Below are 12,692 nucleotides of genomic sequence, written 5' to 3'. Positions count from 1 at the left end.
GAAAACGATGAAAAAACTTGTAGCTATTGCATTATTGCTGATGACTCCCCTGTTGGGAAGCGCTCAGTCCATTTTTGACAAATACGAAGATATGGATGAGGTGAGTTCAGTGATTGTCAATAAAAATATGTTCGATCTGCTGATCAAGATGGATGTAGATGTGGACGACCCTGAGGCCAAAGAGTTTATGGAAATAGCCAAGAGCCTTAGCGGAGTAAAGGTCTTCATTACTGAAGATAAAGGTGTGTCGGCAGATATGAAGTCTACCGTGGACCGCTACCTGAAATCTGCCTCTCTGGAGGAATTGATGCGGGTTAAGGACAAAGATGCCAATGTGAAATTCTATGTGCGAAACGGTAAGGATGCTGACCACGTTAGTGAATTGCTGATGTTCGTAACCGGAATCAAGAACATGGATATGGAAGTGAACGACCGTAAGATCGAAACGGTTTTATTGACCCTGACCGGGGATATCGACCTGACCAAAATCGGATCGCTTACCAAGAAAATGAACCTGCCATCAGAGTTGAATAAGGCAGAGAAGAAAAAATCAAATTAAAAAAATCAGTTCTGTCAATAATGGGGTAGGAGGTCCTGCCCCATTTTTTGGCATTAAACCAACAAAGATGAAAAGTAAATACCGTTTGTCTGCTCTTCTGGGAAGCTTTACCATTTTATTGCTGGCACTGGGATGCTCCAGTACTCAAAGCCTTCAGGAATACTATGTGGATAATGCTGAAAATCCAAATTTCCGGTCTCTGGACGTACCGGCCAATATCCTGAAACTGGACCAGATGAACTTAAGCGAGCAGGAACAAAAGGCCCTGGGCTCTTTTCGCAAACTCAATATCCTGGCATTTATGAAGACGACCGAAAATGAAGCGGCCTTCCAGGAAGAAAGTGCAAAGGTAAAGGCGATTTTAAAGCAGCCCGCTTACAAGGAGCTGATGAAATTAAATTCCAAATACGGCAAGGGAGTGATCAAGTACCTGGGCGAGGGGGATGCCATTGATGAGGTGATTATTTACGGGAACAGCAGTGAAAATGGCTTTGCACTGATCCGTGTGCTGGGAAGGGATATGAACCCGGCTTACATTGTACAACTCATGCAGAGTATCGAAAGTTCGGACTTAAAGGGGGAAGGCTTCTCGGAGCTTACCGGCCTGCTTAAAGGTTAATCAAATATTCAATGCAAATCAGATCCCGGAAGCCTGTTGGTTTCCGGGATTTCTTTTTTTTATCCGATTGCTTTATCTTGACAGCAACTGATAAATGGATCACTCTCTAAATCTGAAAGAATATGGAAGACGCACAGGTCTGGATCGAAAAAGGAATTGACTTCATTGTAACCTTTGGCCCACGGGTGATCGGGGCTATTATTATTTATATCATCGGTTCCTGGGTTATTAAAAAATTAATCGGGGCCCTTCGCAGGGTCATGGAAAAAAGCAACTACGAGGAATCCCTGAAACGCTTCCTGATGCGATTGCTCACCTGGGCCCTGCGAATCCTGCTTATCCTGGTGGTTGTAGACCAGTTGGGGGTTGATGTCACTACCTTTGCGGCTGTGATAGCCGCTGCCGGCCTGGCTGTTGGCCTGGCACTGCAAGGGTCTCTTTCAAACTTTGCCGGAGGAGTGCTTATTCTGGTTTTTAAACCCTATAAGATTGGAGACCTTATTGAGGCACAGGGAACCATAGGAACGGTGCGGCTGATCGATATTTTTACCACCAAACTGGCCACTCCTCAGAACAAACTGGCTATTGTCCCCAATGGGGCAATGGCCAATGGCAATATCATCAATTACACAGCCCTGGGGCAAATTCGTGTGGATACCGTCATTGGGGTAGATTACGCCTCGGATATCGCCCAGACCAAAAAAGTCCTGATGGAGGTACTCACTTCAAACCCCAGGGTCCTTAAGGAGCCAGCCCCTACCGTAAATGTGATGGAACTGGCGGATAGCTCGGTGAATTTTGCAGTAAGGCCGTATTGCAAACCTGAAGATTACTGGCAGGTGTATTTTGACACCTATGAAGGCAGTAAACTGGCCCTGGATGCAGCTGGCATTGAAATCCCGTACCCGCATCGCGTACAGGTACAGAAATAGGTAATTTGCTGCGGTATACCTATTAAATTCCGGTATAATTAGAGGGGCTGATATTTTTGAGTTCCTTTTTAATGTCCTGGCTCACGCTGAGGGTATCAATAAACCGCCCGATAGTCTCTCGCGTTATCGCTTCGTTGGTTCGGGTCAGTCCTTTTAAGGCTTCATATGGATTGGGGTAGCCCTCCCGTCTGAGGATGGTTTGTATAGCCTCTGCAACCACCGCCCAGTTCTGCTCCAGGTCAGCAGCAATCTTTTCTGCATTTAACAACAATTTACCGAGGCCTTTTAAGGTAGCCTGAAAGGCAATCAGGGTATGGGCAAAGGGAACCCCTACATTCCTCAGAACCGTACTGTCGGTAAGATCTCGCTGCAGCCTGGAAACCGGTAATTTGGCGGCCAGGTGTTCAAACAGGGCATTGGCAATACCCAGGTTACCTTCTGAATTTTCAAAGTCAATGGGGTTTACCTTATGAGGCATGGCCGACGAACCCACTTCCCCGGCTTTGATCTGCTGTTTGAAGTAATCCATGGAGATATAAGTCCAGAAATCGCGGTCCAGATCAATCAGGATGGTATTAATACGTTTGAGGGCATCAAAAAGGGCTGCCATGTGGTCATAATGCTCAATCTGGGTGGTGGGAAAGGAATAATGCAGCCCCAGTTGTTTTTCTACAAAACGGCGGCCAAAAGCTTTCCAGTCTATTTCCGGATAAGCAACCTTGTGTGCATTGAAATTTCCTGTTGCCCCTCCAAATTTAGCCCCCATAGGGATTTTTTTGAGGACGTTCAGCTGTTGGTCAAGCCTTTCACAGTATACCTGTATTTCTTTTCCGAGTCGTGTGGGGGAGGCCGGCTGACCGTGAGTACGGGCCAGCATGGGGATATGCTGCCACTCCTTGGATAAATTCTCGATTTTTTCGGCCAGGGAAGTAAATCCCGGCAGGTATTCTTCCTGCAGTACTTCTTTCAGGGAAAGCGGGATGGCTGTATTGTTGATGTCTTGCGAAGTGAGCCCGAAATGAATAAATTCCTTAAAGTCTTGCAGGCCCAGCGCATCAAATTGCTGCTTAATAAAATATTCCACAGCCTTTACATCGTGGTTGGTTGTTTTCTCGATGCTTTTAACGGCCTCTGCGTCTGCAGGTTTAAAGTCTGTATAGAGTTCCCTGAGGGCTTTAAAATGAATCGGATCAAAGCCTTTTAATTGCGGCAGCGGCAATTCACAGAGGGCGATAAAATACTCCACCTCCACTCGGATTCTATAGCGGATCAGGGCGGCTTCAGAGAAGAAGTTACTCAGGCCTTCCACCTTGCTGAAATAGCGTCCGTCTATAGGTGAAATTGCCTGTAAATGGGAAGATGCCATAGCATGCTCGTTTTTAGGAAAACGCAAAGATACTCATATTTGGGCTCTTACCCTATATCCCTTTCAGGCTTCCCGACTTTCTGAATTTTTTGATACGCCCCATAACCTGACGGGTTCGCGCCTGATAAGCGGGGCTTTCCTGATTGTAATAGCGGGTTGTAATGGCTGCCATTTCGTCATGAATCCAGTGGATTTCTGTTCCGAGCAGAAAAAGACACTGCATGCTGTAGGCTTTTGGGGCAACCTTGCAGGGACCGAGTAGCCATCTAAAACAGGCCTCGGCAATACGTTCCTTATGGAGAGCAGTCAGGGGTGGGGTATAAGCCGAAGCAGGAGCTTTGTAATAGGCCTCTGTCAGTAATTCACAGATCTTGGCCAGCGGTCTGATTGAGGATTGGGGGTTAACGCCAATAAGTCCGGAGGTAAAGCGGTCCAGATGCGGATACAGCTCCCAAAGCTGTTTTTTACATACAAATTCGAGAACCCAGCAGGCGCGACTCCCGTTGCGGTTATTTTCAACCAGGCCAATTTCCAGTAGTGGTTTGAACCATTCCGGTCGCTCAATTACCTCAAAAGCCATTTGCTGACGGCTTTTCCTCAGAGCGCTTACTTTTTCCAGTCGTTTTTTTAACTGGGAGCCCAAATTATCTCTTAAATTTAAACGCAAATATCAAGTATGAAAGTACCAAAAAAAATCGCCATCCTCCTGCTGCTTTTTCTGCTTGGGATTCAGTTTGTGAGACCGGAAAAAAATATTGATCACTCGGATCATCTGATCCCTTTTTTTACAGAAACCAATCCTCCGGAAAATGTGAAGCTTATAATGAAAAGCAATTGCTTTGATTGCCATAGCAACCATAGCGAATATCCCTGGTATAATAACATTGCCCCGGTATCCTATTGGTTGGCAGAACATATAAACAACGGGAAGCAGCATCTTAACTTTTCCGCCTGGAATTCCTATGACGCCAAAAAGAAGGACCATAAGCTGGAGGAGGTAGCAGAAACGATAGAGTCAGGGGAGATGCCCTTAAATGAATATACCTGGACGCATGCGGGTGCCCGGCTTACGGAGGCCCAAAGAAAGGCTGTAATCGAGTGGGCAGAAGCTACCCGCGTACTGTATCGATTAAACGCTTTGCCAGAATAGGGACCCCTTCCGCAGCACGGGCCTTAATTATCTCCAGGGAATCCATTGCGTTTTCCTGCAGGGCCGGTCTCGGATCAATTAAATACAGCGGTACTCCTGAGGCTTTGTAGTGCAATAGCCCGGCTGCCGGGTAAACCTGCAGGGATGTCCCCACAACCATCAGAATATCGGCTTCTGCCGTTAAATGGGCCGCAAGCTCCAATTCGGGCACGGCTTCCCCAAACCAAACTATATGTGGCCTGAGCTGATACCCGGCAGGGCATAGGTCACCCCATACCAGGTCGCCTCCCCAGTTCAGAATTTCCATTTCAGGCCCGGTACTGCGCGCTTTCAGCAATTCCCCGTGCAGATGGACCACCTTTCTGCTACCAGCTCTTTCATGCAGGTCGTCAATGTTTTGTGTAATCACCTGTACATCGAAATATTCCTGCAGGCTGGCAATGGCCATATGCCCGGAGTTGGGCTGTACTTCTTTAAGCTGTCTTCTGCGCTGATTGTAAAACTCAAGCACCAGCTCTGGATTGGCAGCAAAGCCTTCAGGGGAGGCAACCTGCATCACATCATGGCCTTCCCAAAGACCATCGGCATCCCTGAAGGTTTTAATTCCGGAATCGGCGCTCATGCCTGCCCCGCTCAATACTACCAGTTTTTCCATCTGCAGAAGATTGCGTTATTTTAAAAGCCTGAACTCAGCATCAAATTAGTAATTTTAAATCAGCTACACCTGATCGGCCTCATGTATTCACCTTCAGACCCTAAAATACAATTACTGGAATATCTTGAGGGATTTATTAGTCCTGAACGCAGCAAGCGTTTTGAGGAGATTCTCAAAAAGCGCACACGTTATCTTACAGTGGCCCTGGAAGATGTATTCCAAATGCACAATGCCAGTGCAGTAGTCCGCTCCTGTGATGTATTTGGCCTGCAGGAGGCGCATCTGATCGAAAAGCGCTTTGGACAGCGCCTAGATAAAAATATTGCACTGGGTGCTCAGAAATGGGTAGATATAAGTCGATACACAGGCCCGGAGGCCTGTTTGGAGGCTTTGAAGAACAGGGGTTTCAGCATTGTAGCCACCACCCCTCATGGTGAATGTTTTAGCCCTGAAAACATCCCCCTGGGCAGACCATTGGCTTTGTTCTTTGGCACTGAAAAAGAGGGCCTCAGCCAGGAAATACTGAGTTGTGCAGATATGCGGTTAAAGATCCCGATGTACGGATTTAGCGAGAGCCTTAATATCTCTGTGGCTGCCGCCATTATCATTCAGCAGCTCAGCAGCCGGTTGCGGGCTTCTGATATCGCCTGGGGATTGTCTGAAGACGACATATTGGAAAAGCGCTTAGACTGGACATGTAAATCCATAAATGGGGTGGACCAAATAATTGAACGGTATAGCAAGAGGGCCTAATTTTTTGTATTTTGTATAGCCTAACCAATCCATCTTAGTACAAATGACAGCTCTGTATATTGTAATCGGAGTACTTGTAATTCTAACGATACTCTATTTAATAGCTCCTTCAAAATACGACATTTCAAGATCTGTAGAAATCTCAAGGCCTGCTGCTGAGGTATTTGAATACCTCAAATTCCTTAAAAACCAGGATGACTGGTCTCCTTGGGCCCGAAAAGACCCCAACATGAAAAAAGAATTCAGAGGTGAAGACGGATCGGTAGGAGCCGTTAGCTTCTGGGAAGGGAACCGGGAAGTTGGCTCCGGCGAACAGGAGATTACTGCGGTATACCCAGGCAAAAGAATTGAATCGGAACTGCGCTTTCTCAAACCGTTCAAATCGGTTTCAGATGCCTATATAGAGGTCGAAGCGCTGGACGAGGATCGCAGCCGGGTGCGTTGGGGGTTTTCAGGGACCAACGGTTTCCCTATGCGATTTATGATGCTCTTTATGAGTATGGATAAAATGGTGGGCAAGGATTTTGAGGAAGGCTTATCCAATCTAAAAGGAAAATTGGAAGCAAAATAACCTTAGGAATAAATATAATGTCATCAGCCATGAAACAAAATATGGTAACCTGGTTCGAAATCCCGGTAACGGATATGCAGCGGGCAATAAAATTTTACGAAGCGGTCTTTGGGGTGGCCATTGATTTACACCAGATGGGTGAACTCGAAATGGGATGGTTCCCTTCAGCAGAAGGGAAAAGCGGGGCATCCGGGACCCTGATCCGGCATCCGGACTGGTATTTTCCCAGCGAATCCAAGGGGCCGCTACTCTATTTTTCTTCGGAAGATGTAAATCACGAATTAGGCCGGGTAGAGCAGGCTGGCGGGAAAATTGTTGTGGAGAAAAGGCAAATAAGCCCGGAGTATGGCTTTATGGGTGTATTTATCGATTCTGAAGGGAACCGCATTGCCCTGCATTCCTCCAAATAAATAATCTAATCTGCAAGTTCCAGTAAGGCTATCTCATAGTCGTTATCCAGGGTGACCTTGCCTTTGGAAACGGTTACCGAAGTACCCGAGTACGTGTCGTACAGGAGTGTTCCGTCGCCGAAAAACCCCTTAACCCAGAGCGATTTCTTCCCTTTTGGCAGGTCCAGGCCAATTACTACCTTATCCCTGAAATCCCCGTCTGTCAGCGAACGGCTGAATACATAGGGCTTTCGTGACAACCTTTTATGTTTTCCGGCGCCCACTGCCGGGTGATTTTTCCGGAATTGACCCAATTTTTGCCAATGCTCCAGAATTTCCCGAGTCCGGGGCAGGCTGTCTATCTCCTCCCAGTTCATAAAGGAGCGCAGGGTTGCATCCCCCTGGGTACCCTCAATTGTAAGGGACCGGGCCGATTCATCCCCGTAATAGACCTGAGAGGTTCCCGGGCTCAGCAGCAGCACATTGGCCGTCCGAAAAGGTTTTGCCCGCTCCTTGTCAAAAGGACTCCCGTCATCATGTGAAGTCAGGTAATTCAGGACACCTTTGCCCTTTAGCTTGGAATGCAGCAAATTGCTGTACTTGGAAAAGATACTTTCGTAGTCCTTATTGGCATCTGTCTTTAGTTCGAAATTAATCAGGCTGTGAAACCCATGGTCAAAATAGTCAACCTTCTTGTCCCCAAAGTCGTAAAGGCGCCCGCCTGAGGCCCCGTAGTTATAAACTTCCCCAACCATATAAAAAGGATTTTCATCCAGGACCTTATCCGGGTTACGCTTTTTCCAGGCCTCAAAGGCAAAAGCAGCCTCCTTATACAATTCGGCCCAGGCCTTTTCATCTGCGTGTTTGACGGTATCTACCCGGAAACCGTCAATTCCCAGGTCATTTACATAATCCGTAAGCCACTTGATGATGTAGAATCTTGGCGCCCTGGGGTAGCCGGTCCGGTCAAAAAAGCTCTGTAATTCGTCCAACTCAATGCTGAGGCGGCCTTCAGATTTCCATTTGGCCAGCAGTGCATCCGGTAGTTCTACTGCAGCATCCGATTCGGTATAGATATCGGGTAAGTTATCTACCAGTGTGCAGGCTGTGGTGGTTTCGTAATCGGAAAAGGTACAGGTAGGATTCAGCCTAACCCAGTCTTCAGGCCATGCCGGATCTACTTCGGTAACCGGGCCGGTATGGTTAAGGACCACATCCATCAGTATACGTATGCCCTTTTGGTGGGCTGTATGAACCAGGGTTTCAAGCTCCTTGCGGGTTCCGAAATTCGGGTCCAGGGCCGTCCAGTCCTTGGCCCAGTAACCGTGGTACGCATAGGTGTTGCCAGTGCCCTCGTCTGTGTCTCCGTGGACCTGTTCCACCACAGGGGTAAACCATATGGCATTAATCCCCAGATCCGTAAAATACCCCGCTTCGATCTTAGCCGTTATTCCGGCCAGGTCACCGCCCATAAAACCCCTTAAAATACCGGAGTCGTTAGACCGCTCGTAATTCAGGTCATTTTCGGAGTTGGCGTTGTAAAACCGATCTGTAAGCAGAAAATAAACGTTTGCGCCTTCCCAGTAAAAAGGCGTGGCTGAAGCCAGGTCTCCTTTGGATGCTGTTTCCGTTTGTATTGTTTTTTCCTGGGTTTCGGCCTTGGGTTTACAGGCCAGAAAAAGGAAGCTGAGCAGCAGGAGGGGCCACAGTTTGTTCATCAGATGGGTTTTGGCCTAAAACTAAAAAATGCAGGGGTAAATAGAAAATTTATTTTTGGCGGTTCAGCACTTTGTACTCCTCATAACAACTGCTTAACGCATCCAGTATCTGCAGGTCGTTCGCCGTTCGGATAAAGGAACTCGAATAATTGCAGTTGGTCAGGATATCTTCTATATCCACTTTTTCCAGTTGCAGCAATTCCATCAGTGTCTCCCGGTCGAATTTCGAAGCCAGCAGGTCCCGAATCTGGTCGTCTTCTTTCATCTGCCTGAGTTTCCGCATTTGCCGGGGCTGTTTGCCAAATAAATTGCGGAGGAGATCTGCCGGGTTCAGGATGGCCCCCAGAACCTTGGTAACCGCAGAGGGGCTTTTGCTGCCCGCTTCATAGCTTACCGGCAAGCCGGAGATACTGTACTGGTAAGCCGTATTGATAGGCAGGTTTTTTACGTCGATTTCCAGAAAGCCGGTTAGCTGGTAGGGCTGGATGATAACTTCTTCAAGGGCGTAGGCCAGTTCGGTCAGTGAAATTTTGGTATCGCTGAAGCGGAACATGTCATTTGTCACCCTTATTTTCTGGGATTTAAAGCCCAGGTAAGAGAAATACAGGGTGTCATTTACGGCAGCCCGGATGGAAAATTCCCCTTTGGCATTGGTGATGGTCCCTATTACCTGATTGAGGTTTACAACGTGTACACTCTCGAGCGGGGTCTGCGTCTGTGCATTCAGGACAACGGCGCTGAAAACCCCTTCCCGGGAATCATTGCCCGTCTCCTGCCCCCGCAGGACCAGGCTTGAAAATCCAACCAAAATGCTCAGTAAAACATACTTCATACTCCCAGCCTGAAAATGATTTACGAAGAAAACAAAAAAATAAGGGGATTACCAATTTTTAGGATAGGCTTAACTAATAATACCCTGCCTTGCGTGAAGCCGGCTTCCCACTTTTTTTACCTTTCTTTTTTCCGGATTTACCTTTATAGGAAAACTTGCCTTTCCCGGATTTCTTCCCGCCACGACCCTTGTTACCGCGCAATCCGCCTCCCTTTCCGTAGGGATTGCTTGAGATTTCAACGTGCACCCTTCGCCCCTGGAATTCAAGTTCCTTAAAGGTCTCCAGTACCAATGGCGCCAGGCTGGAATCGGTATTGAAAAAAGAAAAGGTGTCTTTGGTGTCCACCTTGTAGACATCCTCTTTCCCAAGGTTAAGAGTTGCTTTCAGAAGGTCCTTAAGGCTCATCCAGTCCAGGCCATCCTTTTCCCCTATGTTAATAAAAAAGCGGGTAGAGCCATCGGAGTCGTTTCTGGCTGTGTTCCCCTGGGGTTCTCCTGCCGCGCTCAGATCTCTGGTTTTGCTGTAGAAATCGTAAAACCTGCTGAATTCCACAGAAATCATTTTTTGAATGAGTGTTTCCCGGTCCAGGTCCTCAAATACATCCTTAATAGCCGGCAGGTAGATATTGATCTCCGGGTTTACATCTGTATTTCGGATTTTGTTGGCCAGGTGATACAGTTGGATTTCGCAAATCTCCATCCCCTCAGGAAGGGATTTTTTCTCGAAAGACTGGCCGATGATTTTTTCAATGCTGCGGATACGCCGCTCTTCCGAACGGGTCAGTATTACCATGGAAACACCAGATTTTCCGGCTCTTCCGGTACGACCACTCCGGTGCGTATAGGTTTCGGTCTCGTCTGGCAACTGGTAGTGGATCACATGGGTTACATCGTCCACATCAATACCCCGGGCAGCCACATCTGTGGCGACCAGGAGTTGCAACTGGTTTTTACGGAATGCCGACATCACCAGATCGCGCTGGTTCTGACTCAGGTCTCCGTGCAGGGCCCCTGCATTGTAACCGTCCTCTATTAATTTTTCGGCTACCTTTTGCGTATCCCTTTTGGTCCGGCAAAAGATAACGGAAAAGATATCGGGATTGGCGTCTGCCAGCCTTCTCAGGGCAGCATAACGATCCCGCCCTCCAACGACGTAGTACTCGTGGCGCACAGAATCAATGGCAGTATTCTTGGCCCCTACCGTAATTTCTACCGGCTGGTGCATAAATTTTTTGGCAATCTGCGCCACTTCCCGGGGCATGGTTGCTGAAAACAACCAGGTAGATTTATCCTTCGGGGTATTGGAAAGGATGTCTTTGATATCCTCAAAGAATCCCATATTCAGCATTTCATCTGCCTCATCCAGTACGCAATACTCGATCTTGGTGATGTCTATCATCCCCCTGCCGATCATATCCTTTATACGTCCGGGGGTGGCCACGATAATCTGCGAGCCCTTTTTGATCTGCCGGGCCTGGTCAGTTATGCTGGCTCCTCCGTAAACGGCCGTAACACTCAGGCCTTTTACATATTTGGAATACAATTTCAGTTCATTGGTAATCTGAAGGCAGAGTTCCCGGGTGGGGGAGAGGATCAACCCCTGGGTTGTTCGGCTGTCCGCATTAATTTTTTGGATTAGCGGGAAGCCAAAGGCCGCTGTTTTACCAGTACCGGTTTGTGCCAGGGCTACCAGGTCTGTTTCCCGCTCCAGTAAAACCGGGATGGTTTGTTCCTGGATCTGCGAGGGTTTTTCGAACCCCATATCCTGTACGGCGTCCAAAAGGGGCTTGTTAAGCCCTAAAGAATCAAATGTTGTCATAGTTTAATTTAAGTGAAATAATCGCGAAGTAGGATGTTGCGTTCGCGTTTATTCCCCCCTAAATTTTTGGGACACACGGCAACACTTGCTATACCAGCCGACTAATAAGGGCGCAAAGATACTTTTAATTCCCGAACAATCTGCTTTTTAAGGAATTATTGACAAAAGAACTTAAATTTTGGGGTGCCCCGGGATCGCCCCTTTCATACAATTGTTTTTAAAAAAGCGTACAGGCTTTCAAAAGCCCGGCCCCTGTGGCTGATGCGATTCTTCTCAGCCAGGGACAGCTCTGCAAAGGTTTCACGGTATCCTTCCGGCCGGAAGACCGGGTCATAGCCAAAGCCCCCGCTGCCTTCAGGCTTATCTGTTATGGATCCGGTAACCCGTCCTTCAAAGGTTCTGTAGGTTTCGCCCATTACGAGCGTTATAACGGTCCTGAACTGAGCGCTGCGATCAGTAACTCCCTGTAATTGCTCCAGGAGTTTCTGCATATTTTTTCCGGCATCTGCTGCTTCCCCGGCATAACGGGCCGAATACACCCCAGGAGCCCCGTTGAGCGCTTTAACTTCCAGGCCGGTATCGTCTGCAAAACAATCCAATCCGTAGGTTTGCTTTACGTAAGCCGCTTTTATCCGTGAATTGCCTTCCAGGGTATCAGCTGTTTCCGCTATGGGCTCGTGGCACCCGATATCGCTGAGCGAGCGCAGCAGGAAGTTTTCGGGAAGCATTTGTTGCACCTCCTCAAACTTATGTTTGTTGTGCGTGGCGAAAACCAGTTCTTTCATGGTGTTTTTTTATAGTCCGCTTTAGAGCCTTAAAAATACTACTTTTATAGCCCTAAACGGATTTATGAAGAAACTGGAACTCGCCCTGCCCCCGGTAGTGGTTTTTCTGATTTTTGGAGGGGCCATGTATTTGCTGGACCAGATATTGCCCTTTGGAGAATTCGATTTTTTTGGTCGCCAACCCCTTAAGCGGGTACTTGCCGGATTGGCATTGCTGATCGGATGTATGGCTATACTGGCCTTTATGCTCAAAAAGACTTCCTCCAACCCCATGCACCCGGATCGGGCCAGTACCCTGGTAGTTACCGGGATTTACAATTATAGCCGCAACCCGATGTATCTGGCTTTGCTGCTGGTATTGCTGGCCTGGGGAATTCACCTTGGCAATGCCTTTAATACGCTGCTGGCTGCAGCTTTCGTAGGATATATGAACCGTTTCCAGATCGTTCCGGAAGAAAGGGCGCTTCTCGCCAAATTCGGATCGGAGTACAAGCGGTATTGTAGCCTGGTACGCAGATGGTTTTGATTTACTTTTTCCTTAATA

General features: G+C 47.8%; 15 protein-coding genes. 8 read left to right on the top strand and 7 right to left on the bottom strand.

The annotated features are described in order from the left end of the window. Positions 1-7: 7 nt before the first annotated feature. The 3 genes from ACT6NU_RS00300 (at position 8) to ACT6NU_RS00290 (ending at position 2,110) form a co-directional block, all read left to right on the top strand. Positions 8-559, top strand: coding sequence for a DUF4252 domain-containing protein (locus ACT6NU_RS00300; RefSeq protein ID WP_445382459.1), 552 nt, complete (start codon positions 8-10; stop codon positions 557-559). Between the two features lie 67 nt (positions 560-626). Then, entirely contained in the window at positions 627-1,178 is a 552-nt protein-coding gene (locus ACT6NU_RS00295; protein WP_445382458.1) for a DUF4252 domain-containing protein, read from the top strand. Between the two features lie 122 nt (positions 1,179-1,300). Next, on the top strand, positions 1,301-2,110 hold the full coding sequence (locus tag ACT6NU_RS00290) for a mechanosensitive ion channel family protein (protein ID WP_445382457.1): 810 nt from the start codon (positions 1,301-1,303) through the stop codon (positions 2,108-2,110). A 22-nt stretch (positions 2,111-2,132) separates the two neighbouring features. On the opposite strand, the gene purB is transcribed toward ACT6NU_RS00290, so the two are convergent. Together purB and ACT6NU_RS00280 are read right to left on the bottom strand one after the other, a co-directional pair. Further along, positions 2,133-3,476, bottom strand: a complete 1,344-nt coding sequence (gene purB / locus ACT6NU_RS00285; RefSeq protein ID WP_445382456.1) for an adenylosuccinate lyase — start codon at positions 3,474-3,476, stop codon at positions 2,133-2,135. A 52-nt stretch (positions 3,477-3,528) separates the two neighbouring features. Continuing rightward, the gene (locus tag ACT6NU_RS00280; RefSeq protein WP_445382455.1) at positions 3,529-4,143 is read right to left on the bottom strand and encodes an adenylosuccinate lyase; all 615 of its coding nucleotides are present in this window, start codon (positions 4,141-4,143) and stop codon (positions 3,529-3,531) included. A 9-nt stretch (positions 4,144-4,152) separates the two neighbouring features. Here ACT6NU_RS00280 and ACT6NU_RS00275 point away from each other — a divergent pair, with 9 nt between their 5' ends. Further along, the gene (locus ACT6NU_RS00275; RefSeq protein WP_445382454.1) at positions 4,153-4,626 is read left to right on the top strand and encodes a heme-binding domain-containing protein; all 474 of its coding nucleotides are present in this window, start codon (positions 4,153-4,155) and stop codon (positions 4,624-4,626) included. On the opposite strand, the gene ACT6NU_RS00270 is transcribed toward ACT6NU_RS00275, so the two are convergent. Further along, positions 4,586-5,281 carry an SIR2 family NAD-dependent protein deacylase gene (locus ACT6NU_RS00270; RefSeq protein ID WP_445382453.1) on the bottom strand — a complete coding sequence of 232 codons (696 nt, stop codon included), beginning with the start codon at positions 5,279-5,281 and terminating at the stop codon, positions 4,586-4,588. The two genes, ACT6NU_RS00275 and ACT6NU_RS00270, sit on opposite strands and share 41 nt — an antisense overlap. 81 nt (positions 5,282-5,362) lie before the next feature. On the opposite strand from ACT6NU_RS00270, the gene ACT6NU_RS00265 reads away from it, so the two are divergent. From ACT6NU_RS00265 to ACT6NU_RS00255, 3 genes are read left to right on the top strand one after another with little or no spacing between them, the layout of a single operon-like run. Beyond that, a complete protein-coding gene (locus tag ACT6NU_RS00265) occupies positions 5,363-6,034 on the top strand; it encodes a TrmH family RNA methyltransferase (protein WP_445382452.1) in 672 nt (223 codons plus the stop codon). Between the two features lie 43 nt (positions 6,035-6,077). After that, the gene (locus ACT6NU_RS00260; RefSeq protein WP_445382451.1) at positions 6,078-6,605 is read left to right on the top strand and encodes an SRPBCC family protein; all 528 of its coding nucleotides are present in this window, start codon (positions 6,078-6,080) and stop codon (positions 6,603-6,605) included. Positions 6,606-6,634: 29 nt separating this feature from the next. Then, the gene (locus ACT6NU_RS00255) at positions 6,635-7,015 is read left to right on the top strand and encodes a VOC family protein (protein WP_445382450.1); all 381 of its coding nucleotides are present in this window, start codon (positions 6,635-6,637) and stop codon (positions 7,013-7,015) included. Positions 7,016-7,020: 5 nt separating this feature from the next. Here the strand turns inward: ACT6NU_RS00255 and ACT6NU_RS00250 are convergent, their stop codons facing one another. The 4 genes from ACT6NU_RS00250 to ACT6NU_RS00235 all read right to left on the bottom strand — a co-directional run bounded on the left by ACT6NU_RS00250 (position 7,021) and on the right by ACT6NU_RS00235 (position 12,148). Further along, complete coding sequence (locus tag ACT6NU_RS00250) at positions 7,021-8,712, bottom strand: alpha-amylase family glycosyl hydrolase (RefSeq protein ID WP_445382449.1); 1,692 nt, start codon at positions 8,710-8,712, stop codon at positions 7,021-7,023. 49 nt (positions 8,713-8,761) lie between these two features. After that, positions 8,762-9,544 carry a carboxypeptidase-like regulatory domain-containing protein gene (locus ACT6NU_RS00245; RefSeq protein WP_445382448.1) on the bottom strand — a complete coding sequence of 261 codons (783 nt, stop codon included), beginning with the start codon at positions 9,542-9,544 and terminating at the stop codon, positions 8,762-8,764. 73 nt (positions 9,545-9,617) lie between these two features. Further along, complete coding sequence (locus ACT6NU_RS00240) at positions 9,618-11,363, bottom strand: DEAD/DEAH box helicase (RefSeq protein WP_445382447.1); 1,746 nt, start codon at positions 11,361-11,363, stop codon at positions 9,618-9,620. A gap of 203 nt (positions 11,364-11,566) precedes the next feature. After that, a complete protein-coding gene (locus ACT6NU_RS00235; protein ID WP_445382446.1) occupies positions 11,567-12,148 on the bottom strand; it encodes a non-canonical purine NTP diphosphatase in 582 nt (193 codons plus the stop codon). 73 nt (positions 12,149-12,221) lie between these two features. On the opposite strand from ACT6NU_RS00235, the gene ACT6NU_RS00230 reads away from it, so the two are divergent. After that, positions 12,222-12,674: a methyltransferase family protein gene (locus ACT6NU_RS00230; RefSeq protein WP_445383815.1), complete on the top strand. Its 453-nt coding sequence runs from the start codon at positions 12,222-12,224 to the stop codon at positions 12,672-12,674. Positions 12,675-12,692: the final 18 nt, after the last annotated feature.

This window comes from Robiginitalea rubriflava, assembly GCF_052540725.1.
This window is presented reverse-complemented; position numbering and strand designations above follow the sequence as displayed.